The following is a 23,757-nucleotide window of genomic DNA, read 5'->3' as shown; positions in this document are numbered from 1 at the left end:
CCAGCATCAGTCCGACTTCCGGGGTGGCTATTGTCGGCGCCCCGCCCTACCGCAAGACATATGGATAAGCGCCGATCTACGATTATCCAGCGCAGTGCGTTCTTCAATCGCAAAGGGCAAAAAGCCCAGTTTCGGATAAAGCAGCAACCCCGCCGTATTTTCATTGAAGCAGGATATCTGCACCTCTGAAGCGTCATAGCGGTCGAAAGCCAGCGCTGTCATTGTCTTCACAATGAAGCTCGCCACACCTTTACCTCGTGCCTGTTGGGCGACGATGACATTGCCAATACAACAAACCCCACCCTTTTCAGCCCGATAGAAGTTGGCAAAACCGACGACGTTATTTCCCCTTTCAAAAACCGTCGAGTCAAATCGTTGGTTAATTGCGTCAGTCAACTGAGCTTCAGTCAGAGGGTATTGAGCTTTCGGGAACATATAAAACAGTTCCCGAGCGTCCTGGGGGAAACTGCAGATGGTTTTGATGTCATCAACCATTACTGGCCTGTGTCGCAATGTCATTGCACGTCCTTGAGATTCATACGCCTGGTTTTAGCCCTGCTCGACTCGCCTGACCGAAGCTACCCGCCCACCGGCGGGCAGCCTGCAGGCTTCAGGACTTCGTCAGCGGATCGCTGATCCCCAGCAAATAAAAACCAATCATGCCGATGATACCGGCCAGGACGATGTAGTACAGCGTGGGCAGCATGGTCTTGCGCAGGGTGATGCCTTCGCGACCCAGCAGGCCGACTGTCGCCGATGCCGCCACCACGTTGTGAATGGCGATCATGTTACCGGCCGCAGCGCCCACCGATTGCAACGCCACCATCAGCGCGCCAGAGATGCCCAACAGTTGCGCGGTGTTGAACTGGAACTGCGCCAGCATCAGGTTGGAGACGGTGTTGGATCCGGCAATGAATGCGCCCAGTGCGCCCACCGCCGGGGCGAAGAACGGATACACGCTGCCGACACTGTCCGCAACCAAGCGAGCCATTGCCACCGGCATCGACACCAGGTCCGATCCGTTCACCCCTGAGTTGATCAGGATACGCACCATCGGGATGGTGAAGATCAACACGAAACCGGCGCCCAGCAAGGTTTTGCTCGATTCGCTCACGGCCGCGACCAGTTCGCTGACGCGCATGCGGTGCAGGAAGAATGTCATCAGCGCAACTACGCAGAGCAAGCCACCCGGCAGGTAGAGCAACTCCAGGCTGGCGGACACGCCCGTTTCACCCAGAATGTCCTTCGCGCCGAAGCTCAAGGACAGCAGCCAGGCCTTCAGTGGTGGAATGTTGCGCGACAGCACCAACAGCACGGCCAGCAGCACATAGGGTGCCCAGGCCAGGGGGACGGAAATCGCTTTCTTGCCGGCCATGTCGTCGAGTTTCATCTCGATGGAGCCCATCCACTCGACAGGCCACTCGCTGGCCGGGGCAAAATCCCAGGTGGTCTTGGGCAACAGGAAGCGGGCTTTGGCCGCTGGGATCACAATGCTCAGGCCCACCAGGGCACCGATCATCGAGGGAAATTCCGGACCGAGGAACACGCCGGCAGCCGCGTAAGGAATGACGAAGGCCAGGCCGGTGAAGATCGCAAACGGCGCCATGACCAGACCTTCGCGCCAGGATTGGTTCTTGCCGAAGAAGCGGGTCATGATGCTGATCATGATCAGCGGCATGAGAATCCCGCAAAGGGCATGGATGATCGCCACCCGCGAGACGATCAGCTGGAAAAACACCTCCCAGTTGCTGCCCACAGCAGCCAGTTGCGTACCGAGACCGGTCTGGTCAAGACCAGCCGTGACCCCGACCACCATGGGTGTGCCGACAGCGCCGAAAGACACTGGCGTGGACTGCACCAGCATGCCGAGCACCACGGCGGCCATGGCCGGGAAGCCCAACGCAACCATCAACGGCGCGACGACCGCCGCCGGTGTGCCAAAGCCCGAGGCGCCCTCGATGAAACAGCCGAACAGCCAGGCCACGATCAGCGCCTGGACCCGACGGTCCGGGCTGATATTGGCAAAGCCGCGGCGTATGGAACTGATGCCGCCGGAATGCTTGAGGGTGTTGAGCAATAGAATGGCACCGAACACAATCCACAGGATCGCCGCCGTGAGCACCAGGCCCTGCAGCGAGGACGCCAGGACCCGATTCAACGTCATGTCCCAGGCCCCAAGGCCGATCAGCGCCGTCAGTACGAAGACCACCGGCATGGCGTATTTGGCTGGCCAGCGAAAGCCAATCAGTAACACGCCCGCCAGTACCAGCGGCACGAAGGCCAGGATGGACAGCAGTGTTTGACTCATGGTTTTGGTTCCTTTTTATTGTTGTGAACCACACAGTTTGCCGGGGGTATCCGGCGCCACGCATCCAGAGCACGTGTGCTCCGCGAAACCGCGTCGACAAGGGGTCACCCGTCGCCGCGCTTATGCTCAAGGGCCCCGGCAGCCATGGGCTGTCGGGGCCTGTTGTATTTCGCCCCTGCTAAGGCAAGGGCTTGCGGGGTTGCGGTCACGACGGACACCGCAGCACCCTCGACGATTGCAGAACGTGCCTCCCTCAGGCCTGTTGCTTGAACCGTAAACGCCAGGCGTGCAGCAGCGGTTCAGTGTAGCCACTGGGTTGTTCGCGGCCCTTGAACACCAGGTCGCAGGCGGCCTGAAACGCCATCGAGGCGGCATAGTCGGCGGCCATGGGGCGATACAGCGGATCGCCCGCGTTCTGCTGATCGACCACCTTGGCCATGCGTTCCAGGCTCTCGCGCACCTGAGTCTCACTGATGATTTTGTGGTGCAGCCAGTTAGCGATGTGTTGGCTGGAGATACGCAGGGTGGCGCGGTCTTCCATCAGGCCGACGTTGTGGATATCCGGCACTTTGGAGCAGCCCACGCCTTGCTCGACCCAACGCACCACATAACCGAGGATGCCCTGGCAGTTGTTGTCCAGCTCCTGCTGGATCTGGCTGGCGCTCCAGTCAGGCGCGGCCACCACCGGCACGCTGAGCAGGCCATGGAGCAGGTCGTCGCGCTGACCGTTGAGGTCGATGGCTTCCAGCTCGCGCTGCACCGCCTGCACATCCACCTGGTGGTAGTGCAAGGCATGCAAGGTGGCGGCGGTCGGTGACGGTACCCAGGCCGTGTTGGCGCCGGCCTGGGGATGGGCGATCTTCTGCTCGAGCATGGCGGCCATCAGGTCCGGCATGGCCCACATTCCCTTACCAATCTGCGCCCGGCCACGCAGACCACAGCTCAAGCCAACCAGCACGTTGTTGCGCTCGTAGGCCTGGATCCAGGCGCTGCTCTTCATGTCACCCTTGCGCAGCATCGGCCCGGCCTCCATGGCGGTGTGCATCTCATCACCGGTGCGGTCGAGGAAGCCGGTGTTGATGAAGGCGACCCGCGCCGCCGCGCTGGCGATACATGCCTTGAGGTTGATACTGGTGCGGCGCTCTTCGTCCATGATGCCCATCTTCAGGGTGTGCCGGGGCAAGTGCAGCAGGTCTTCGATGCGCGTAAACAACTGATCGGCAAAGGCCACTTCAGCCGGGCCATGCATCTTCGGCTTGACGATATAGACGCTGCCGGTCCGCGAGTTACCGTGGCGCTTTAGGTCATGCAGGGCGATCAGGCTGGTCATCACACCGTCGAGGATGCCTTCGGGGATCTCGTGGCCTTCGCCGTCGAGGATCGCCGGGTTGCCCATCAGGTGCCCGACGTTACGCACAAACAGCAACGAGCGGCCGTGCAGCGTCAACGCGCCGCCAGCGGCAGCGGTGTACTCGCGGTCCGGGTTGAGACGGCGCACGATGGATTTGCCGCCCTTTTCCAGCGCCTCGCTGAGGTCGCCCTTCATCAGGCCGAGCCAGTTGCGGTAGATCAGCACCTTATCGGCCGCATCGACCGCCGCGACGGAGTCTTCGCAGTCGAGGATGGTCGACAGCGCGGACTCCACCAGCAGATCCTTGACCCCTGCGCCATCGCTGGCGCCAATCGGGCTGCCGGTATCGATCTGGATTTCCACGTGCAGGCCGTTGTTTTTCAGCAGCACCGCTGTCGGGGCGCTGGCCAGGCCCTGATAACCGACGAACTGGTCGGCCTGGGCCAAACCGGTCTGGGTGCCGTCAGCCAGGGTCACCTGCAGTTGCCCCTCACTGACCCGATAATTGACCGAGTCGGCATGAGAGCCCATGCCCAGCGGCGCGGCCTGATCGAGAAACGCGCGGGCGAACGCGACGACTTTGTCACCACGCACCGGGTTGTAGCTCGGGCCCTTTTGAGCACCACCGTCTTCAGCGATGGCATCGGTGCCGTACAACGCATCGTACAAAGAGCCCCAGCGCGCATTGGCGGCATTCAACGCGTAGCGGGCATTCATCATCGGCACCACCAACTGTGGACCGGCCTGATGGGTGATCTCGCTGTCGACGTTGGCGGTGCTGACCCGCACCGCGTCCGGCTGCGGCAACAGATAGCCGATGGACTCGAGAAAGTCGCGGTAGGCCGGCATGTCGCTGATCGGGCCTGGGTGCGCGCGGTGCCAACTGTCGAGCTTTGCCTGCAGCGCATCGCGCTCGGCCAGCAATGCGCGATTGTGCGGCGCCAAGTCATGCACCAAGGCGTCGAAGCCGGCCCAGAACGCCTCGCGCTCAATCCCGGTGCCGGGCAGCACTTGCTCGTCGACAAACCGTTGCAGGTTGACGGCCACTTGCAGGCGCTGGCAGTTCACGCGTTCAGTCATTTTCACTCTCCAAAAAACAGTCGATGGCCGGCGTCAGATACCCGTGCGGATCACTGAGCAAGCGGCTCACTAAACAAGCGCCTCACCCTTGCAATCAGCCCAGTGCGGCGATACCGGCTTTGGCCACTTGGGCGTCCTGATCGGCCTTGACCCCGGAAACCCCCACCGCGCCAATCACTTGGCCGTCGACAATCACCGGCACGCCACCTTCCAGCGAAGTCAGCAGCGGCGCGGACAGGAAGGCGCTACGCCCGCCATTGACCATGTCTTCATAACCTTTGGTTTCACGACGGCCGAGGGCGGCGCTGCGGGCCTTCTCGGCGGCGATGTAGGCGGCGATTGGGGAGCAGCCATCCAGACGCTCCAGGGCCAACGGGTGACCGCCGTCGTCGACCACGCTGATGCTCACGGCCCAGTGGTTTGTCTCGGCTTCGCTGCGGGCGGCGGCGAGAATTTTGCTGACTTCGGTCTGGCTCAATACGGCTTTGCTAAGCATGCTGTTCTCCGGTTAATTCAGGGCGTCTTCGACCAGTTCGATCCAGTGCCGCACAGGGGTGCGACCGGCGCCGTCGAGGTGGGTCTGGCAGCCGATGTTGGCGGTAACGATCACCTGCGGCTTACCGCTTTCCAGGGCATTGAGTTTGTTGTCGCGCAACTGCCTGGACAGCTGCGGCTGGGTGAGCGAATAGGTGCCGGCCGAGCCGCAACACAGGTGACTGTCGGGCACAGCCGTCAAACCGAAACCCAGGCGAGCAAGCACGCTCTCCACGGCGCCACCCAGTTTCTGCGCATGCTGCAGAGTGCAAGGGCAATGGAACGCCACGCGCTTGTCGGCATGCACACCCAGTTGCTCCAGGGGTTCGACGCTGAGCACCTCAACCAAGTCTTTGGCCAGCGTACTGACGCGCCGGGCTTTCTCGGCATAGGCCGGGTCCTGCGCCAGCAGATGGCCGTAATCCTTGACGAAGGCGCCGCAACCGCTGGCGGTTTGCACAATGGCCTCGGCGCCCTGCTCGATGGCGGGCCACCAGGCGTCGATGTTCTGCCGTGCACGCTGCAAGCCTTGCGCCTGGGCGTCGAGGTGGTAGTCCACCGCGCCGCAGCAACCGGCTTCACTTATCGGCGTAACGCTGATGCCGAGGCGATCGAGCACCCGCGCCGTGGCAGCATTGGTGTTGGGTGCCAGGCCTGGCTGCACACAGCCCTCAAGCATCAGCACACGGCGTGCATGGCGTGGCTCGGGGCGGGGCTTGGCGGCTCGGGCAGTGCGCGGCAATTTGGCCTTGAGGCTGGCCGGCAACAGCGGACGAAAAACCTGGCCGACCTCAATCAACCCTTTGAACAACCGCGCATGGGGCACCACGGCCCGCAGGCTTTGACGCAAGACGCGCTGAGCCAGCGGGCGCGGCACGGCGGCATCGACTACCGCGCGTCCGATATCCAGCAAATTGTGGTACTGCACACCCGACGGGCAAGTGGTCTCACAGTTGCGACAGCTCAGACAGCGATCCAGATGCAGTTGGGTCTTGGCAGTGACTTCGTTGCCTTCCAGCACTTGCTTGATCAGGTAAATACGCCCGCGCGGGCCGTCCAACTCGTCACCAAGGAGCTGATAGGTCGGGCAGGTGGCGTTGCAAAAGCCACAATGCACACAACTGCGCAGGACGCGTTCGGCTTCCTCGGCGCGCGGCAGATGCTTGGACTGTTCACTCAGATGGGTCTGCACAGCTACACCTCGCGATACATACGGCCAGGGTTGAAGATGCCCTGGGGGTCAAGCTGGGTTTTGAGCTGTCGGTGGTAGCGCAGCAACGGGGCAGCCAGCGGATGGAACGGACTGTCGCAGTGACCGGCGGTGAAACAGGTGGCGTGGCCACCGACTTCGGCGGCGGCCTGGCGGATCAGCGCGACATCGGCATCGGACTTGAGCCAGCGCTGGGCGCCTCCCCAGTCGATCAGTTGCTCACCGGGCAGCGCCAGCACGCCGGTATGGATCGGCACCGACAAACGCCACAGCGGGCGCGGGTCCGCGAAGAAATCCAGGCGCTGCTCGCGCAGGTCAGCCCAGTACGAGCTGTCAAGCAGCTCACCACCGAGGCGCTCTCGGGCCGCCGCGACCGAGCCTTCGCCGCCTTCCAGGCGCAGGTGCAGCGCCTGACCATCATGGCTGGCGGCGCTCAAGGAAAGGGGTTGCTGGCCCCACTCGGCCAGTTTGCGCAAGGCCAGGGCCGCGTCCATCTCAAGCCGAAGACTCAGGCACTGGCGCGGCTTGGGCAGCACTTTGAGTGACACCTCGGTCATCACCCCCAGGCAGCCAAAGCTACCGGCCAGCAGCCTCGAGAGGTCGTAGCCAGCCACGTTTTTCATCACCTCGCCGCCAAAACGCAGGTGCTTGCCCGTGCCGGTGATCAAGCGGGTGCCCAGGACCAGGTCGCGAACCGCGCCGGACCAGGGCCGGCGCGGGCCCGACAGGCCTGCCGCAACCATCCCGCCGAGGGTCGCGGCGCCGGCAAATTGTGCAGGCTCGCAGGTGAGCATCTGCCCGGCCGCGTCCAGCGCCGCCTCCAGCTCAGCCAGCGGCGTGCCGGCGCGGGCGGTGATCACCAACTCGGTCGGGTCGTAGCTGACGATGCCGCGGTGGGCACGGGTATCGAGCACTTCGCCTTCGACCTTGCGACCGAGAAACGCCTTGCTGTTACCCCCCTGAATGCGCAACGGCGTAGCACTATTGAGGGCGTGATTGACTTGTTCCAGCAACGCCTCGCTGGCGTCGCAGTCATGCTGCATCACCATTAGAAACGCTCCAGTTCAGGAAAAGGCAGTTGGCCGTGGTGCACGTGCATGGCACCGAATTCGGCACAGCGGTGCAGGGTCGGAATGTTCTTGCCGGGGTTGAGCAGGCCACGCGGATCGAAGGCGGCTTTCACCGCGTGGAACAGGGTCAGTTCATCACTGTTGAACTGCACACACATTTGATTGATCTTCTCGCGTCCCACGCCGTGTTCGCCGGTGATGCTGCCGCCCACCTTGACGCAGAGTTCGAGAATCTTGCCGCCCAGGGACTCGGCCCGCTCCAGCTCGCCGGGTTGGTTGGCATCAAACAGAATCAAGGGGTGCATGTTGCCGTCACCGGCATGGAACACGTTGGCCACACGCAGGCCGAACGTCTCGGACAGCTCGCTGATGCCCTTGAGCACCCCGGGCAGTGCACGCCGTGGAATGGTCCCATCCATGCAGTAATAGTCCGGCGAGATGCGCCCGACGGCCGGGAAGGCGTTCTTGCGCCCCGCCCAAAACTTGACCCGTTCAACCTCATCGCGAGCCATGCGCACTTCGGTGGCGCCGGCCTCGCCCAGCACCGCGCGAACACGCTCGCAATCGTCGTGCACGTCGGCCTCCACGCCGTCCAATTCGCACAGCAGGATAGCCTCGGCGTCCACCGGATAACCGGCGTGAATAAAGTCCTCGGCGGCGCGAATGGCCAGGTTGTCCATCATCTCCAGGCCGCCAGGGATGATCCCGGCCGCGATGATTTCACCGACTGCGCGCCCGGCTTTCTCCACCGAGTCAAAGCTGGCCAGCAACACCTTGGCCACCTGTGGCTTGGGCAGCAGCTTGACCGTGACTTCAGTGATGATCCCCAGCATGCCTTCGGAGCCAGTAAACAAGGCGAGCAGGTCGAAGCCGGGCGAATCCAGGGCATCGCTGCCCAGGGTCATGCGCTCGCCTTCAACCGTGAGGATTTCCACCTTGAGCAGGTTGTGCACGGTCAGGCCATATTTGAGGCAGTGCACGCCTCCGGCGTTCTCGGCGACGTTACCGCCAATCGAACAGGCGATCTGCGAAGAGGGGTCCGGTGCGTAATACAGGTCGTAAGGGGCGGCAGCCTGGGAGATCGCCAGGTTACGAACGCCCGGCTGAACACGAGCGAAACGCCCTTCTGGATTGACTTCGAGGATGTGCTTGAAGCGCGCCATCACCAGCAAAATCCCCTGGACCAACGGCAACGCACCACCGGACAAGCCCGTCCCTGCCCCGCGAGCCACCACAGGCACACGGCGTTGATAGCAGAGTTTGAGCAGGCGTTCGACGTGTTCGATGCGTTCAGGCAATACCACCAACATCGGGGTGGTGGTGTAGGCAGAGAGCCCGTCGCACTCGTAGGGTTTGAGGTCTTCCTGGGTGTGCAGCACTTCCAGGTCTGGAAGCTGCTGGCGCAGTTCCGCCAGCAGCGCAGACTTATCCACCTCGGGCAGCGCCCCATCAACGCGCTCGTCGTACAAAATACTCATGGCAGGCGTTCTCGCTTTATTGTTCTTTTGTGCGGCGTCGGTAGCGAGCCGGCCGCTTGTTATGCGCTATATGTAGAGCCTTGCAGAAGGGTCGTCCATGAGTGAATGAACTGGTATGACCAGTTTTTTCAAGCCAACCTCTAACCAGTCTTTGCCAATGGCCTTACATATAAAGGGCTTGGTGGCTATATTAGGCGCGGCGTGAATGACCATTTAGAACTGGTACTACCAGTTAGCCGAGGCCTCTGACATGCTCGAAGAAACATCCGGTGTTCGCCGTCAGGTCAGTGATGTGGTCGCCGAGCGGATCGAACGATTGATCGTCGATGGCGTGCTCAAGGTGGGCCAGGCGCTGCCCTCGGAGCGCCGCCTATGCGAAAAACTGGGAATATCCCGCTCGGCCCTGCGTGAAGGGCTGAAAGTGCTACGTGGGCGCGGCATTATCGAGACCGCCCAAGGCCGTGACTCACGGGTGGCGACCCTGAACGGGAACCGCGATGCCAGCCCACTGATGCACCTGTTCAACTCGCAGCCGCGCACCTTGTTCGATCTTCTGGAAGTGCGCGCACTGCTGGAAGCCGAATCAGCGCGCCTGGCCGCCTTGCGCGGCACAGACGCGGACTTTGTCCTGCTCACCCGACGCTATGAAGAAATGCTCGCCGCCCACAGCCAACCCGTACCTGCCGAGCCGCGCGAACATGCCCGCCTTGACCACGCCTTCCACCTGGCGATCTGCGAGGCCTCGCACAATCCGGTGTTGCTGCACACCCTGCAGTCGTTGACCGATTTGATGCTCAGTACGGTGTTCGCCTCGGTCAACAACCTCTACCATCGCCCTATGCAAAAACGCCAGATCGACCGCCAGCACACCCGGCTCTATCACGCCGTCATCGAGCGCCTGCCGGAACAGGCTCAGCGCGCTGCGCGTGAACACATCCACAGCATCCGCGACAACCTCAAGGAGATCGAACAGGAGGAGCAACGCCTGGTCCGTGCGACCATGCGTCTGGAGGGTTGGGGGTAGGTTTCTGGGTAGCAGGGCCGCCTGGGAAGCGCAAAATCAATGCTTGGCTTCACACCCAAACTTTCACCATCATCCAAGTCTTTGCAAACCGAGTAGAAAAGTATGAATCGTCGTAAAAAAATAAATCAGTTACTCAAAGCTCATGCAAAAAAGGCGAGTGCCAAACTGGCCCCGCCAAAGAAATCCAAATACATCAGTAAGGCTGACCGGTTAAAGCTGGCTGCTGAACCCGCTCCTGAGTCAGTCATCACTCCTGAGAGCTGAGTCTTCGATCTTAAGCGCCAGTCGAATCAGCAATCGCGGTGGAGGTGGGGGCTGCTGCGCAGCCCAGCGGGAGCAAGCTCCCTCGCCACAGTGGTTCAGCAGGCCTTGAGTGAATGGCACCTCCCGGACCTGCCAAGCGAAAACTCTTTAGATAAAAGTCAGCGCAAGGTTAAACAGCATCGCCGCGACGAAGCCGATGGGCGCGGCACGCAGCAGCAATTGAGGAAATAGCCGGGTTCGGCTCTGCTCATCGGCGCAGGAGCTCAGGATCAGGCTGCCGCCGGAGGAGAACGGCGAGATAGAGGTGGCTTGGGCGCCAACCACGATGCTGATGAACAGCACCATAGGGTCGATTGACATGGCCGCGGCCAGCGGCGGCACCATGGGAAACAACGCCGGCGTGACCACGCCCAAGGTGCTGGCGAAGATCGACATCAGCGCAGCGACGACACCGAATACCAGGGCTACCAGCACCGGTGGGATATTGCCGCCGATCCACGATGCCAACGCGTCGATGGCGCCGGCCTTGATCGCCACCGAAATCAGCATGCCCACACCGCAGATCATGATCAGCGTGCCCCAAGGCAGCGAGGCGATGGCTTTGCGCTCGTCGCCCAGCTTGAGCATCAGCGCGATCACCGAGAACACGCTGGCGATCAGGCCGATGTCCACCTTGGAATTGACGAACGTCACCGTCGCGTTGTCGGGGAACAGGATGTGCGCGATGGGCCCGGCCAACACGATCAGCATCATCAGCAAGGTCAGCCACAAGGTGATTTTTTGCTCACGGTTGAGCGGGCTCGGCGTCTCGATCGCGACCGCCGCATTCTTCAGCGCACGGCCGTGGCCGGCAAAGAACACGAACGCGGTGATGACCACCAGCGGAATGACCATGGTGCTGGCGAAAATGGCCAGGCCATTGATGAAGGCTTCACTTTCGGGAACACCCAGGCCGGTCATCAGGCCACGGAAGATGATGCCGCTCTGGCTGGAAACAAAGTTGGCACCGCCCAAGGCTCCGTAGTTCACCGCCATGCCACCGAGTATCAGGCTCATGCCCGTGCGCTGGCACAGCAGCAGCGTCAGCGGGGCCATGAAAGCCAGCACCGTGTAGTAACCCGCGCCGAGCCCGGCAATCAGGCAAGCGGTCAGGAACACCGCATAAGGCAACAGGTGCGGCACGTTACGACAGAGATAGAGCAGGTGTTCGGCCAGCTTCTCCAGCGTGCCGTTGACGATGGCGAAGCTGTAGAACAGGCAGACCGAGAAGATGATGAAGAAAATCTTCAACGGCCACATGCCGATGATTTCGGAAGGACTCAAGCCCATGCCGAAACAGCCCAGTAGATAGGCAAAGGCGATGGCGAACAGGCCGATGTTGATTTTGGTGGTGTATCCCAGCGCGACAGCAAGAACGATCGCGGCGACGACGTACAGGCTCATCATGATGTGTGTTCCGTATTATTTTGTTATGGGAAGTTCAACGCGTCGACGCAGCAAAGCCGAACAGGATCGTGGGGTTATCCACCAACACCTGCCGGCGCTCAACCGGGTCGGGAAACAAGGCGTGCACAAAGGCCAACTGCGCGTCGTAGCCGGTGCGCGATTCGAACTGGGTATGGGGCCAATCGCTGCCCCAGACAAAACGATCGATACCGCCACACGCCTGGCGCAATTGCGCCAACACGCCAACCGCGCGGGGCAGGTCTGACTGACTGCGATAGGCGGCAGACAACTTGATCCACAGCCTGTCCTCGCCGAGCAAGGCCAGGAAGCCGTGATGGGCTGGGTTACTCGGGTCGATACCCTGGGAGGGAAGACCGAAGTGGTCCACAACCACCGTGACGCCGGTCGCCAGAACGAACGGGACAATCAGGACCAAGGCGTCGAAGCCACACTGGATTTCAACCTGCCAGCCAAGCCGGGCCAGTCGCTGGTAAAAAGTCTGCCAGCGCACATCGGTGTAGTCCTGCGGCGCCTTGCCGATCAGATTCAAGCGAACGCCTACCACGCCCGCCTTGGCTAATGCTTGGAGTTGCGCATCCTCGATGTCCGGCTCGACCACCGCGATGCCGCGCAAACGTTGCGGGTAACGTTGCAGGGCCTCGACCATGAAATGGTTGTCGGTGCCCAGAAAGCTCGGCTGGATGAGCACGCCATGGGCAAGGTTGCTGCGATCCAGGTGCCCCAGATAGTGCTCGGTCAAGGCGTCGTAATCAGGGCTGTAGCGACGATCACTCGCCATGGGCAAGTCATGCCGGAAGATGTGGGCGTGGGTATCTATGCCTTCGAACGACAGGGACATCAGGAAGCTGCCTTTGTTGATTTTTGTGGGAGCCCGCCAGGCATGTAAGGCTATTACAGACCTGAAATTCATATAGATGACTGGATGACCATATCTATAAACAACCATCCCTGTCAACGCGATGACTGGGGTAAAGTGACGCATTACCTGGAATCGGATTGACGGTATGGCCCTCACACACCTTGGACATGACGAGCGACTGCCGCTCTACCAACGACTGCGCGAAGAGATGCTGGCGAAAATCGCCGCAGGTGAATGGCTGCCCGGTGAAGCCATTCCCACCGAGGCAGAACTGACCCGCCACTACGGCGTTGCCGTGGGCACGGTGCGCAAAGCGGTGGAAACGCTGGTCGGGGAAGGGTTGCTGCTGCGCGTCCAGGGCCGTGGCACGTTCGTGCGTCGGCCCAACTTCGACGGTTCACTGTTTCGATTCTTTCGACAGGTCGATGCCAGCGGTCAATCGCAAGTGCCGCAAAGCCGCATCCTGAGCCGCACCCAGGAAATCCCGGACGCCCACGTGCGCCAAGCGCTGAATCTGACCGAGCACGACTCCACCATCCGCCTGGAGCGCCTGCGCCTTATGGATGGCAGGCCGCTGTTCCACGAGCAAATCTGGCTGCCAACCGCTCGCTTCGGCGCCCTGCTCGACACCGATCTGAGCGACTTCGGCACCCTGCTCTACCCTTTCTATGAAGAACGCTGCGGCATGCGTGTAGCGTCTGCGCGAGAAACCCTGACCGTCGCCTCGGCCGATGAGCCACTGGCCGCCACGCTGGGAGTCACCGTCGGCAGCCCAGTGGTGGTGGTCGAACGGGTGGCCCTGGGCTACGACCGGCAACCACTTGAATACCGACTGTCGCGGGGTGCTGCCGATACTTTCCGTTATCAGGTGGAGATTTGCTGACAAAAGGCACGGCGCCGCTATCCCTCTCGGCAGCGACTCTTCGCAGCCTCAGCTTCGCGACGCCGCTATTACGATGTAGTCGCTAACAGCATCACTGCAATTGATTGAAACCGATGCCTCGATGGCGATCACCCATTCGCCGGGCCATGGCACTGGTTAGAGAATTTTTTGAGTTTCGCGAATCCACGAGGATGAAATCATCGCCATTGGCGTGCATCTTATGAAAGCTCAGTGGCATGCAAACGCTCTACTGGAGATAGAAATGGCATTGCCATCAGGGTCTTTGGCATTGGCGAATGAATAACCGTCGGCCTGGTGGATGGCGCCAAACTTCAAGCCTTGGGCCATGCACTTTTCCTTGAAGCCCTCAACATCCCGGGTATCAAAAACAAGCTTGACCGTGACTTGTCCCGTTTTAACGGCCTTCCCTGCCGGGTGAACCATCAGAATCGCGCCACCGTTTACAGACCTCAATTGCGTGACGCGATCATCAGCATGTTTTTCACTGACAAAGCCGAAATGACGCTCATAAAAAACGCAGGTCGCCTGGACGTCCCGTACATACAGCATTATTCGATTAAGTAGCGGTTCCATGCGTTCTTCCTTGATCACTGCTGACGGAGAAACCAAGCGCCCCGCGGATCATCGCAGTGGGAGCTCGGATGTAAGACTGGACGTTGGTAGTGCGTCTCCAGATGCTTTCAACCCACCACAAGAAAAGACGCGCTGGCTCGCACCACGCGCTCCCCTCCAGCGCTTATATAGGTATTAGCGAAAACCAGTCGACGACCGGTTTTTTGAATATCAACGGCAGCCTCCAACCAATCGCCGACCTTAGCGGAGCCGGCAAAATCAGTGGTCATTGTGGTCGTTACGAGCTTCAGAGGAGGATCTTTCGAAAAGGCCGCGCTGTAGCCCAAAGCAATATCAGCCAGCGCCATGAACAACCCGCCGTGAGCGAGTCCACGCGCATTGGTGTGTTTCTCCTCGACCCAAATCCCAACGGTAAAACCTTCAGAGTTTTCCCGATAGTAGAAAGGGCCTAGTAGATCAAGGAAAGGACTGCTCCTAAATAACGGTTTGAAACCCTGTGGAATATCCATTTCACACTCCTTGACCCTGTAGACATACTCAGGTCTGGCGACTGTAGTTGATGGTCGTTAAAGACGGCCTGGTTCATTTGCCCTACTCAATTCGTCCTAGAAGCAGCTTTTTTCTCGAGCCACGCTTCCCGCGTCATTTCCCAAACTTCCTTAAGCAACGAACCACAGACAAATTCCCCCTGCTGCGTTGCAATCATACGCATCCCTTCATGCTCCGAAACCTTGCGCGAAGCATGATTGCCCATCGCCTTGGGCACTTGCATGACGGGACGCCCCAGGGTTTCAAACCAATAGGCGTTGATAACTTCACAGGCTTCGCGCATGTAGCCCTTTCCCTGCCACTGAGGTGCCAGCCAAAAGCCTCGGTTGTTGCCCGGCTGATCGTACAGGCTGATGCTGCCAATGCACTGTGCCGCGTCTTCAGCGATACGAATCATCCAATGCCATTCGCGCCCTGCTGCAATGGCAGGGAGTGCGTGGTCGCGAACGTAAGTCAGCGCGCCGTCAGCGGGGTAAGGCCATGGCACGCGACTGTCGAGATAACACACCACTTCCCAATGGGGAAACAGCTGTTGAATAGCCGGTGCATCGGCCAACTGCACAGGCGTGAGGATGAGACGGCGGGTCTGGAGCGTGGGGATGGTTTCCATAGTGAAGTCCTTTTCAAACGTTATCGCACCCTGGAAATGTCCACTCTAAAAGTTATCCGTCACTCTGCACAATTTGCTTTCCTTCAGCGGGACCGAGGAATACCGCACTGTTGCGCCGGCCATTTGCTTGAGTGTGACCCCACACCGGTAAAACCCCATGGCGTCCAGTTGGTAATCCGCCCCTGCCTTAGGGACAAAGCTGAACATGTTGTAGCACTGATCACCAATGTAATGAAAAGCGATGGGCTGCCCAGCAGGCACCAGCAGCTCGGTCATGACAGTAGCGGATGAGCGCTCGCTGACAGCCGGCATGCCCAGGCTTTCACCGTTGCGATTGGCGTAGCCATCCCGGTACGCCACCATCACACCGGCGCCCGACAGACGAAAGTCGACGCAGTCGGACTTGGGCACGCCCCGGATCATACCGTCGCTGATCACCCGCAATCGTGCTGTCTCACCACCGTCAGGTGTCGAGTAGGGCGTGGAGAAAGAACGGACATCCGTCAACGCTCCGCATCCGCTGAGCAAGGCCAGGAGGCTGATGCCCCAGGCATGTTGCAGCAGCCCAATACTCGGCAGGCGGAACGATGGGGTATTCGAAACGGTGCGAGTCAGGGATTTGAGGGGGCGAGAAGATTCGCTCACGATGATGCTCCATGCGGGTCAACTATCCAGAGGTCAACGACCACCGAAAGGGTCGCGATGTCAGCGTGGGTTTTATAGAGGGTTCACAGGCCAGCTGCAATGCCTGCCCTGAGCAGGAGTTGAGCAGGCACTACTTCAACAACAATTTGCGCATGATAATCGTGCGCTCGGCGCCGTGGAGTTCGTCACGTACCTTTTGAAATCCCAGCGCCGTGTAAAAGCCCTCTGCCGTGATGGAGGAAGGCACGTGCAAAACGTCCAGGTCCCTGTCGAGAGCATCTGAACAAATGACAGACATTAGTTGTTTGCCGATGCCTTCTCCCTGGCACCGCGGTTCGACAAAAACACTTCTGACAACACCCCCATCGAGGCTGGCCGTGGCGACGACACATTGTTCGACAGACGCCACATAAACCCGACGCTGCTCCATCAATAGCTGAACCGCCTGAGCAGAGAAGCTGCGCTCCACCTGGGCGATGACCTCGGGTGGGTAATCGTTGGCGTTGGATTGACGCAAGGCGCTGATCACAACGTTGCTTATCGCTTCTGCATCCTCAGGTGTTGCGAGACGAATGTGGGCTTCCATCTTGAGTGCTTGCTCCAGTAACCAGCGATCAATGCAGCTGTTCAATCCGAAATAGCCAGGTTATCTATAAGGATCGTCCCAGGATGATATAAGAAATATTCAACGAGGCGGATGCCGCTGCGCTGCCTGTCCGGGTAGGCGCTCTCAAGAAAGCGCGTCGAATCGTTTTTATATCCGCCACGGTTTCCAACTCGTCGAAAGCGGCGAGTTCGACACTTATTATCTGCGAGAGAACGGTCCAGCAGCCGACCCAAATCGTTAGCCGTCGACACCTTGCTGCCTTGATGACTTCCATAAAAAAAACGGCTCGTCTATTCGACGAGCCGTTTTTTATGACAACCCAATGCCGGTTTTCGCTGCGCATCAGCGCAGAATCAACACGGCGGCCACCGCTATCACCAACACCACCCCGAATTCAATCAGGCTCATTACTCAACCTCGGAGCGAGTTGAATTTTTTACCTAAAAGACTGCTCCACTTTCGTTTTTTGTTCTGAGCCAATCTTAGCCGATGCGCGAGGATGAGCCTGCATTCATAGAGCGATGAGCAACGGGTTGCCGACGGATCCGATTACTGCACAGGCTTTACCCGCTCCATCAGATCATTCAACACATAGGTGTCCAGAAAGGCTTTCACCTCTGTGATCTGGCCATCTTTGAATGTCATGTGCCACATGTAAGAGTTGTTGTAGGGCTTGCGGTCAAGCGCCATGGCTTCACCCTTCCAGAGAACCACCACGACATCGTCCTCGGCCACAATGCTCTGGACGGTCGGGGAAATGGGCGTCGCCAGCCGAGCGGTGATGGGTCGTACGGCTCGTTCGATTAAATCCGTCTTGCTGCTGTACACACCGGAAACCGGGCTTGATCCAGATACGGTCCACGTTGCGTCGGGTGCCAGCAGATCGAAAACCGTGCCTTGGCCTTGCTGCCAGTTAGTAAACGCTTGGCGCACCAAATCGGCATTGATGTTTTGGTCAGCGGCTTGCGACGCTGAAACCGTGTTCGTTGAAAGCACCAAACACAGCACGACAGCCTGAAGGCGCACAGCCAAACTCATCCATGGGGTCATGATCTTTCTCTCACAACAATATCGTTGATAGGAACCTCTTCAAGAGGAACCTTAACGGCATGGGCTCGGAAGCTTTTGCTCGATACTGCTGTGAGGTTGCCTGATGCTGCTTGGTGGAACGGCGCGGAGACCTGCGTCTGGTTCTTATGCGTGGTTGCCGCCAGCACGCGGGTATTCGCCCTCCGGTCCCATATTATTCCCATATCGCCCTTTTTCAGACACCAAAAACCACAAACCCCCGACTTTCTCTAGGAAAATCAGGGGTTTGTGTTTACAGAATATGGCGGTGAAGGAGAGATTCGAAAGCACCCGATTGGCAATTTCAGCGAGTGAAGCGCCGGTTTATAAGGGTTTCAGGCCGATAGTTTGCGCGCAAACGTTCCCATGGCAGTCCCATGGAATCTGTGCGTCGATAGGAATGGTGCTGGCGTACGGGGCGTCATGCGATTTTCGGGAACGACATCGGAAATGAGTATTTTCAGTAACTTCACCGATAAAGACGCCCTGATGGGCTTGATTCCAGTTGGGCTGCACTCGCTCGGCACAAGGTAATTTTTAACAATGTAAAAGTAACCTAGTTACTCTGAGCACAGTAATTTATCGCTCGTACCAGCTTCATAAAAATCAATCACTTAAACAAAACTAACTCTCTAAATTACCAAAAATCTCTTGCTAAGGTATGTCAGAAAAACCGACTGCCGGGGGCCTTCAGCCTCGTATAGATGCACGAACTCTTACATTACCTTGTTCCGAGTGCGTTCCTGAAAATCGTCGCCGAATGGTGATTCATGGTTGGCGAACGCCCACACCTGAAGCCCGCGTCAGCTACAAAACCCGTCGGGTTAAAAATTAAATGCCTTCCAAATTTTTTTTGCGCTCCACTTCGCTGATCATCCTTGCCGCCTTCATTTTTTCTTCTTCAGCTTCCGAAAGATGAGGTAAATCCGCAAAGAATTTCTTCCAACGTTCTGAAATAGCCTCAAGTGAAACTTGATCGGTGTATCCGATATTAAACTGTTTGCCGATTAATTTTGCTAGAGGCTCGCTAAGAGGTTTACCTTCAAAGAAACGCTTGAATAGCCAGAGATAAATATCTACCAATTCTAGACCTACGTTCGCGGTTCCCGGGACACAAGAAATAGCAACATCGGGAATGTGTCTTAGATCCATTACAGGCAACCCAGGACCAACCTCCATCGGAATTTCTCGAGCCTGCTGATAAAAACCCGTAATCCATTTTTGGGCCTTATTGAATTGCGACTGCTGGTCTACTACCACACTCAGCGCCTTCCCACCGTCACGTTTCAATCTGGATGCGATCCCATGGAGGACAGATTGGAAACCAATCAGATTTGGTGATATTTGCAAAAGGTCTTTTTTGCTATACACACTGTAATGAATTTCTTCAGGATACTTGATGGCCCAGCGAAACGCATCGCTGATAATTTCCTTCATGCGCGGATCGTCAATGCTCTCAACTCTTTCAAGCAATACTTGCAGCACCTCAACAAGGATTTCATTTGCCCTGTGCTCATTTCTCTCAATCCGAGCTTCCCATGATCGCTTGAGGGTATGGTAGTCAAATAAGGCTGCTACTTGCAATAAGATAGGGTATCGTAATGGAGTCCAATATGAAGACCAAGGAACAGCCTTATTAAGTCCCTGATCGAAAACCTGGTCAAAAAAACTAATGGCCGCATGGTCAGGTTTATTTATGCGATAGATATCAAAACAGATATCATTTTTTCGCTGTATGGTGTCTAGCTGACGGCATATGGTCGTGAGCTTGTCGATTCCCAGTTCATTGGCATGAAGTCGCTCCACACCTAGCTGATTCCTCAGGCGTTCGACATGTACTTTAGCGTGGATATTTAAATCTATTGGAGAAGACAGCACTCCGTAATATAGTATCGGTTGATCCTCATCAAATAGGTTCAGTCCCGTCTGCCCACTTTCATCTACATAAAAATACATAGTTTCATCCCTATTAATATAAATTCATGCACACAAAATAGCACTATGCCATTGCTTAATTTAGTAGTCCAGCCAGATCAAGGTCAGTTATAGGATTTTTTGCCGGTCTTCACTACTAGCAGACCGGTCAATGGATAGCTAAAGGTGGTTGGCATGATGCGATTGGTCAGTGGCGATGCAAATGGGTAGTCAAGTCCACGCAATTGGTCAGCCTTACTTTCGCAGAAATTCGCAGGCTTTTACCCCGTCCGATCATCATGAGCGCGCCCAGCAGTGGCTGCGCTCAGCCTTGTGCAGGACTGCGGAAAAAGAAGCTCATTTAGACCAGAGGCGTGGTGGGGGGCTGACGGCGCGCCGGGATCTACTGGAGCCTACGAAGCTTACCGCGGCCCCTAAATGAATTTATCGCCGCCACCGGATAGCTCTACTGTGCTCCACATCCGTATCCATATCCAAGTAGGCGTCTGGCCATTCACCTTTTCGAACTCCAGCATTAAGGGCGATAGTGGCCCTGAGCGATGCAGCCGCACATGCTTGGAGGGTTATGTCGGAGCTGAATGGCCCTGCAGCAAAGCTGCTCAATCCGTCATGAAGCGGATTTGGAGTAGCGGGCAGCGTAGGGATCGGTTTTGACGAGCTGTTGCCTCCTTCGGATTATTGATTTCACGGCTTCAAGAAGCACGAGCCTCAGACATAAGTAGAGTGGAGCCAGCAATATCAAAGTGCTATATTTCTTGCGCAAATTTACGAAGGATTTGGGAACGTTATGGACGATATTACTTTCGTCACGATATGTGACGTTTTTTTCAACGGCCACGAAGCCGTAGAATATCGAACCAGAAATGGTTATGAAAAGGTATATGAGAAAGCCAGGCAGCAGATTAGCGATACCGGCCAAGTGCTTTCGACAATAATTTACCTGCGGCAAAAGCTTGTAATCCTGCATCATCAAAAGAAACTAGACTACTCCAAATATAGCCCAGTACTGGACTCTATTCGCGAGATTGCTAGAAGGCAACTGAAACCTAGTTTGTCTCCGTTGCCTGAGACCAACTGGGATCAACTGATCAGAATAGTTATAGAGAATCGCAAAGAACTTCACTTTTTTGAGATCGCAACACCCCCCCAGCTTGAGAGCAAGTTACATACGTTTGCCTATTCATATCTTAGGTTAAAAAGTATTGGCGTTGAATTTATCGAGAATGATTACAATTTTTATATATCAAGCAGTAGTCATGAGCTCATCAATACTAATATTGAGCGGATTTGCCGCGAGTATGGAGGCGAGGAACTGTTAAGCGCCTTGCTGGATCGTCTTGGAAAAACATACAGCGCTATTAGTGGGCGCTTCATGGAGTACCGCCAAGTTTCAATGGGCACAACAGAAGTTCACGCGGCAATGCCATTCGGTTATCTCCTGGCTATAGCATCAAAGTATGCAGGCACCCGCGGAAATAAGGATCCTAGACTTTTAGATCATTTGTTGATGTTGATTGCGGATATTATTGTTGTCTATGAGATACAGCCTTACAGCCAGCTTGAGGCTATGTATATCAAGGAAGAGGGGCTTATTGAATTCATTAGAACCAACATCTTGTATGACAATTTTGTTGGTATTGCGCAGACAAAAGCGAGTTATGCCTCGTCCCTAATAAAGCTCTTGCATACTAAATTTGATGGAGCTAAATATGAATCATTTGGTGTGCCAGTAAAGGATGTCGCCAGGGTAGCCCTTGCGTTGATTTCTAAAGCTGAGCCTAAAAAATTTATCACTGTGACTGCCAAAGACCTTGCTTTGAAAACAAGGATACCTGAGTTCAAAGTTGTAGCGGCAATGGATAATCTATTGAGCGTGGCTTCTGGAGACGTAAATTCAGGCCTGCAGTTTCCGCCTTCAAGCCTAGACATAGATCATTATTTCAAGCCAGCAATAAAAACAGGAAAAACATATAAAATCTTCCCAAAAAGTATTGCTTCACTAGGCTGCATTAATACAGTCTGTGCTTCTATCGCCCTTCCAAATGGTAGATGGGCAAATGAAATCGATAGCGAACTAGGTTATGCCATCGAAGAGTATCTTCGGAGAGCCTTCGTCGATAAAGGTATAAGCATCACCTATGGCGACCGATTCGGTGGCGATTCTGATCTAGAAGTGGACTTGTTATGCGAGACCGATAAAGATATTTATATATTTGAGATGAAGAAAAAAGGACTCACTCGTCAGGCTCAATCTGGGGATGAGAGCAAGATTCTGACGGATCTCGCCGATAGTGTCCTTGCATCTCACTTTCAAGCCATGCGTATCGAGAACGTACTAAAAAATAATGACTCTTTACATCTGATTAACAAGGAGGGCGAGCAAACTGTTCGCTTGAACAACCGGCAGGTGCAACGAATTTCTGTGAGCCTTCCGGATTTCGGTGCATTACAAGATAAAACAGTATTACAAAGACTTCTTACTATTGCGGCACTCAGTCATGCTAGTCACCCGAATAGCGATGAGGATAAGAAGTTGAGAAAATGGAGAGATTACTCGGAAAAACTAAAAGATCTTGCCATGGCAAATGGAGAACTGGATGAACACAGAATGCCATTTCATAATTCTCTATTCATGAGCATTCCGCAGATTATAATGATCCTTGAAAAATCGGATAACGCAAATGATTTCTTCAAACACATTAAGAGTTTTATAGGGATGACTACAGGTAGTAGAGACACATATACAGAATTTTTGAATCGTCTTACATTCCTAGATAGATGTAAGGCTGAGGGTTTGCCTGTCTGACTGCGCGGAAGTAAATGGTGCCTTTTGATGCCGGCTAACGGAATGGGCAAATCACATCGTCAGCCTCAACCGATATTAGTTTCCGTAGATGACCAGTCAGGGCAAAGTGAGAAATAGTCGGCTTCCTCTCACTCAGCCTATGACTTACCGCTTATGGCCGATACCAGCCCGTCATCCTGCCATCTGACTTAGATGTTGGATCTCTCGGAACGGGGCAGTTGTCGCCTAATTACAAGCAACAACCCATAATTGATCCAGTCTCGTTGTAAAACTCCGACTCATCATCTCCCGACGCATACCCCAATCTGGATTGACGGGCACGCTGGCTGATCGGAGCGTCCCCCTGCCCCATCGCCCGTTGATCTGGTCCAACACCGCCATTAACTTCGTGGCGTCGGCTGGTTGGGAGGCGGCAAACAGGTCGTCGGTGTACTCTCCCTGCTGACAGAGATTCATCAACAACACCTCAGCCTTGCTGTACTTGAAGCCTGGCCGGAAGACTCGGTCGAGCGCGTCCACCGCAGCCTTGGTCAGCAACCGAACATCATCGGTGGGATACGGCAGGTCAATCAGCACTCCGTTGGCGTACTTCGCCTCCTCGGGGTTGAACATGCCGGTGCGGATGCTGACGCGGATCTTCTTGCACTGCGACTGCTGCGCCCTGAGTTTTTCCGAAGCACGCATCATGTAGGTAGCCACCGCTTCCCCGTATCTGGCTGGAACATTTCCGCAGCCTGTTGCCCGATAGCCCGTTCAAGCCTACGGCGATGTCCTGGCAGTGAAAACCGAAGAGGTGGACGTCAACGGCCAGAAGAAACTGGCCCTGTTCGCGAAGGTCGAGCCCACCAGCGACCTGATCGCCATGAACAAGGCTAAGCAAAAGATCTACACCTCCATCGAGATCGATGAGAGCTTTGCCGACACTGGCGAGGCCTACATCGTTGGCCTGGCGGTCACCGACTCGCCCGCCAGCTTGGGCACCGACGTCCTGACGTTCTCAGCGCAGAAACCCGAATCCAGCCCGTTCCAGGACCGTCACTATTCGGAAACTTCCATGTTCACCGAAGCGGTCGAGACCGAGCTGAAATTCGAGGAGATCGACGAGAAGCCGAGCATCGGCGCCCAGCTATTCAACAAGGTGCAAGCGCTGTTGAGGGGCAAGCAGGCCAGGGATGACAGCGAGTTCTCCCAGATCGGTGAAGCGGTCGAAGCCATCGCCGAACACGTCAAGGATTTGCCCGACCAACTGGCCGCCGAGAAGCAATTCTCCAAGGGGCTACAAACCCGGCTCGATCAAGTCAGCACCGAACTGACTGAGCTGAAAAACCAGCTCTCCACCGCCCAGGACCCCAACCAGAAAACGCGCCCGCAGGTATCCGGCGGCGGGAACCAGGTCATGACCGACTGCTGACTCA

The 23,757-nt window shown here is 56.8% G+C and carries 20 protein-coding genes and 4 pseudogenes; 6 read left to right on the top strand and 18 right to left on the bottom strand.

The genetic code is table 11. The features are described 5' to 3' along the window. Nucleotides 1–27 precede the first annotated feature (27 nt). The 7 genes from BM132_RS22465 to glcD all read right to left on the bottom strand — a co-directional run bounded on the left by BM132_RS22465 (nucleotide 28) and on the right by glcD (nucleotide 9,031). Nucleotides 28–519 carry a GNAT family N-acetyltransferase gene (locus BM132_RS22465; RefSeq protein WP_092458819.1) on the bottom strand — a complete coding sequence of 164 codons (492 nt, stop codon included), beginning with the start codon at nucleotides 517–519 and terminating at the stop codon, nucleotides 28–30. Between the two features lie 91 nt (nucleotides 520–610). Further along, nucleotides 611–2,308: an L-lactate permease gene (locus BM132_RS22460; protein WP_092399927.1), complete on the bottom strand. Its 1,698-nt coding sequence runs from the start codon at nucleotides 2,306–2,308 to the stop codon at nucleotides 611–613. Nucleotides 2,309–2,561: 253 nt separating this feature from the next. Beyond that, a complete protein-coding gene (locus BM132_RS22455) occupies nucleotides 2,562–4,739 on the bottom strand; it encodes a malate synthase G (RefSeq protein ID WP_092458817.1) in 2,178 nt (725 codons plus the stop codon). A gap of 94 nt (nucleotides 4,740–4,833) precedes the next feature. Next, on the bottom strand, nucleotides 4,834–5,235 hold the full coding sequence (locus tag BM132_RS22450; protein WP_092399931.1) for a heme-binding protein: 402 nt from the start codon (nucleotides 5,233–5,235) through the stop codon (nucleotides 4,834–4,836). 12 nt (nucleotides 5,236–5,247) lie between these two features. After that, nucleotides 5,248–6,465, bottom strand: coding sequence for a glycolate oxidase subunit GlcF (glcF, locus tag BM132_RS22445; RefSeq protein ID WP_092458815.1), 1,218 nt, complete (start codon nucleotides 6,463–6,465; stop codon nucleotides 5,248–5,250). 2 nt (nucleotides 6,466–6,467) lie between these two features. Next, nucleotides 6,468–7,526, bottom strand: coding sequence for a glycolate oxidase subunit GlcE (gene glcE / locus BM132_RS22440; protein WP_177218207.1), 1,059 nt, complete (start codon nucleotides 7,524–7,526; stop codon nucleotides 6,468–6,470). A gap of 5 nt (nucleotides 7,527–7,531) precedes the next feature. Continuing rightward, entirely contained in the window at nucleotides 7,532–9,031 is a 1,500-nt protein-coding gene (gene glcD / locus BM132_RS22435) for a glycolate oxidase subunit GlcD (protein ID WP_092399935.1), read from the bottom strand. 250 nt (nucleotides 9,032–9,281) lie between these two features. Between glcD and glcC the strand changes: the two genes are divergently transcribed. Next, entirely contained in the window at nucleotides 9,282–10,055 is a 774-nt protein-coding gene (gene glcC, locus BM132_RS22430; RefSeq protein WP_092458813.1) for a transcriptional regulator GlcC, read from the top strand. 102 nt (nucleotides 10,056–10,157) lie between these two features. After that, a complete protein-coding gene (locus BM132_RS22425; protein ID WP_076383854.1) occupies nucleotides 10,158–10,319 on the top strand; it encodes a DUF2986 domain-containing protein in 162 nt (53 codons plus the stop codon). Between the two features lie 147 nt (nucleotides 10,320–10,466). Here BM132_RS22425 and BM132_RS22420 read toward each other — a convergent pair whose 3' ends face one another. Beyond that, nucleotides 10,467–11,765 carry an SLC13 family permease gene (locus BM132_RS22420; protein ID WP_092458811.1) on the bottom strand — a complete coding sequence of 433 codons (1,299 nt, stop codon included), beginning with the start codon at nucleotides 11,763–11,765 and terminating at the stop codon, nucleotides 10,467–10,469. A gap of 34 nt (nucleotides 11,766–11,799) precedes the next feature. Next, on the bottom strand, nucleotides 11,800–12,624 hold the full coding sequence (locus tag BM132_RS22415) for an amidohydrolase family protein (protein WP_092458809.1): 825 nt from the start codon (nucleotides 12,622–12,624) through the stop codon (nucleotides 11,800–11,802). A gap of 166 nt (nucleotides 12,625–12,790) precedes the next feature. Between BM132_RS22415 and BM132_RS22410 the strand changes: the two genes are divergently transcribed. After that, on the top strand, nucleotides 12,791–13,528 hold the full coding sequence (locus BM132_RS22410; RefSeq protein ID WP_092458807.1) for a GntR family transcriptional regulator: 738 nt from the start codon (nucleotides 12,791–12,793) through the stop codon (nucleotides 13,526–13,528). Nucleotides 13,529–13,625: 97 nt separating this feature from the next. Here BM132_RS22410 and BM132_RS28750 read toward each other — a convergent pair. From BM132_RS28750 to BM132_RS22385, 6 genes and pseudogenes are all read right to left on the bottom strand, one after another. Continuing rightward, nucleotides 13,626–13,766, bottom strand: a pseudogene (locus BM132_RS28750) (diaminopimelate epimerase); the annotation flags it as partial. Further along, nucleotides 13,757–14,122, bottom strand: coding sequence for a VOC family protein (locus BM132_RS22405; RefSeq protein WP_092399951.1), 366 nt, complete (start codon nucleotides 14,120–14,122; stop codon nucleotides 13,757–13,759). The gene BM132_RS22405 and the pseudogene BM132_RS28750, both read right to left, overlap by 10 nt. Nucleotides 14,123–14,229: 107 nt before the next feature. Beyond that, nucleotides 14,230–14,631 (bottom strand): PaaI family thioesterase, encoded by a 402-nt coding sequence (locus tag BM132_RS22400; RefSeq protein WP_092458805.1) that lies wholly within the window; start codon nucleotides 14,629–14,631, stop codon nucleotides 14,230–14,232. Nucleotides 14,632–14,717: 86 nt separating this feature from the next. Beyond that, nucleotides 14,718–15,281, bottom strand: coding sequence for a GNAT family N-acetyltransferase (locus BM132_RS22395; RefSeq protein WP_092458803.1), 564 nt, complete (start codon nucleotides 15,279–15,281; stop codon nucleotides 14,718–14,720). Nucleotides 15,282–15,326: 45 nt separating this feature from the next. Further along, nucleotides 15,327–15,926, bottom strand: a complete 600-nt coding sequence (locus BM132_RS22390) for a hypothetical protein (protein WP_256244299.1) — start codon at nucleotides 15,924–15,926, stop codon at nucleotides 15,327–15,329. A gap of 130 nt (nucleotides 15,927–16,056) precedes the next feature. After that, nucleotides 16,057–16,512 carry a GNAT family N-acetyltransferase gene (locus tag BM132_RS22385; RefSeq protein WP_092458801.1) on the bottom strand — a complete coding sequence of 152 codons (456 nt, stop codon included), beginning with the start codon at nucleotides 16,510–16,512 and terminating at the stop codon, nucleotides 16,057–16,059. Nucleotides 16,513–16,604: 92 nt separating this feature from the next. Between BM132_RS22385 and BM132_RS28745 the strand changes: the two are divergent. Further along, nucleotides 16,605–16,774 (top strand): annotated as a pseudogene (locus BM132_RS28745) (GNAT family N-acetyltransferase); the annotation flags it as partial. A 308-nt stretch (nucleotides 16,775–17,082) separates the two neighbouring features. Here the strand turns inward: BM132_RS28745 and BM132_RS22380 are convergent. Both BM132_RS22380 and BM132_RS22375 read right to left on the bottom strand, forming a co-directional pair. Continuing rightward, entirely contained in the window at nucleotides 17,083–17,583 is a 501-nt protein-coding gene (locus BM132_RS22380) for a nuclear transport factor 2 family protein (protein WP_256244298.1), read from the bottom strand. A gap of 849 nt (nucleotides 17,584–18,432) precedes the next feature. Next, complete coding sequence (locus BM132_RS22375; protein WP_092458797.1) at nucleotides 18,433–19,557, bottom strand: DUF3800 domain-containing protein; 1,125 nt, start codon at nucleotides 19,555–19,557, stop codon at nucleotides 18,433–18,435. A 766-nt stretch (nucleotides 19,558–20,323) separates the two neighbouring features. On the opposite strand from BM132_RS22375, the gene BM132_RS22370 reads away from it, so the two are divergent. Next, nucleotides 20,324–22,342 (top strand): hypothetical protein, encoded by a 2,019-nt coding sequence (locus BM132_RS22370; protein ID WP_092458795.1) that lies wholly within the window; start codon nucleotides 20,324–20,326, stop codon nucleotides 22,340–22,342. Nucleotides 22,343–22,567: 225 nt separating this feature from the next. On the opposite strand, the pseudogene BM132_RS22365 reads toward BM132_RS22370, so the two are convergent. Continuing rightward, nucleotides 22,568–23,047 (bottom strand): annotated as a pseudogene (locus tag BM132_RS22365) (DUF4113 domain-containing protein); the annotation flags it as partial. Nucleotides 23,048–23,049: 2 nt separating this feature from the next. On the opposite strand from BM132_RS22365, the pseudogene BM132_RS22360 reads away from it, so the two are divergent. Continuing rightward, a pseudogene (locus BM132_RS22360) lies at nucleotides 23,050–23,753 on the top strand (GPO family capsid scaffolding protein); the annotation flags it as partial. Between the last annotated feature and the right edge of the window lie 4 nt (nucleotides 23,754–23,757).

It is taken from the genome of Pseudomonas sp. NFACC45 (assembly GCF_900113505.1).
Classification (GTDB): Bacteria; Pseudomonadota; Gammaproteobacteria; order Pseudomonadales; family Pseudomonadaceae; genus Aquipseudomonas; species Aquipseudomonas tehranensis.
Note: the sequence above shows the minus strand (reverse complement) of the source record. Positions and strands in the feature narration are given on the sequence as shown.

Excerpts from the sequence above, each read along its gene's own strand:
- BM132_RS22375 (WP_092458797.1), bottom strand. The coding sequence starts at position 19,557 with ATGTATTTTTATGTAGATGAAAGTGGGCAGACGGGACTGAACCTATTT.
- glcC (WP_092458813.1), top strand. The coding sequence starts at position 9,282 with ATGCTCGAAGAAACATCCGGTGTTCGCCGTCAGGTCAGTGATGTGGTC.
- BM132_RS22455 (WP_092458817.1), bottom strand. The coding sequence starts at position 4,739 with ATGACTGAACGCGTGAACTGCCAGCGCCTGCAAGTGGCCGTCAACCTG.
- BM132_RS22420 (WP_092458811.1), bottom strand. The coding sequence starts at position 11,765 with ATGATGAGCCTGTACGTCGTCGCCGCGATCGTTCTTGCTGTCGCGCTG.
- glcE (WP_177218207.1), bottom strand. The coding sequence starts at position 7,526 with ATGCAGCATGACTGCGACGCCAGCGAGGCGTTGCTGGAACAAGTCAAT.
- BM132_RS22460 (WP_092399927.1), bottom strand. The coding sequence starts at position 2,308 with ATGAGTCAAACACTGCTGTCCATCCTGGCCTTCGTGCCGCTGGTACTG.
- BM132_RS22395 (WP_092458803.1), bottom strand. The coding sequence starts at position 15,281 with ATGGAAACCATCCCCACGCTCCAGACCCGCCGTCTCATCCTCACGCCT.
- BM132_RS22415 (WP_092458809.1), bottom strand. The coding sequence starts at position 12,624 with ATGTCCCTGTCGTTCGAAGGCATAGATACCCACGCCCACATCTTCCGG.
- BM132_RS22410 (WP_092458807.1), top strand. The coding sequence starts at position 12,791 with ATGGCCCTCACACACCTTGGACATGACGAGCGACTGCCGCTCTACCAA.
- BM132_RS22385 (WP_092458801.1), bottom strand. The coding sequence starts at position 16,512 with ATGGAAGCCCACATTCGTCTCGCAACACCTGAGGATGCAGAAGCGATA.
- BM132_RS22465 (WP_092458819.1), bottom strand. The coding sequence starts at position 519 with ATGACATTGCGACACAGGCCAGTAATGGTTGATGACATCAAAACCATC.
- BM132_RS22405 (WP_092399951.1), bottom strand. The coding sequence starts at position 14,122 with ATGGAACCGCTACTTAATCGAATAATGCTGTATGTACGGGACGTCCAG.
- glcD (WP_092399935.1), bottom strand. The coding sequence starts at position 9,031 with ATGAGTATTTTGTACGACGAGCGCGTTGATGGGGCGCTGCCCGAGGTG.
- BM132_RS22450 (WP_092399931.1), bottom strand. The coding sequence starts at position 5,235 with ATGCTTAGCAAAGCCGTATTGAGCCAGACCGAAGTCAGCAAAATTCTC.
- BM132_RS22425 (WP_076383854.1), top strand. The coding sequence starts at position 10,158 with ATGAATCGTCGTAAAAAAATAAATCAGTTACTCAAAGCTCATGCAAAA.
- BM132_RS22370 (WP_092458795.1), top strand. The coding sequence starts at position 20,324 with ATGGACGATATTACTTTCGTCACGATATGTGACGTTTTTTTCAACGGC.
- BM132_RS22380 (WP_256244298.1), bottom strand. The coding sequence starts at position 17,583 with ATGACCCCATGGATGAGTTTGGCTGTGCGCCTTCAGGCTGTCGTGCTG.
- BM132_RS22400 (WP_092458805.1), bottom strand. The coding sequence starts at position 14,631 with ATGGATATTCCACAGGGTTTCAAACCGTTATTTAGGAGCAGTCCTTTC.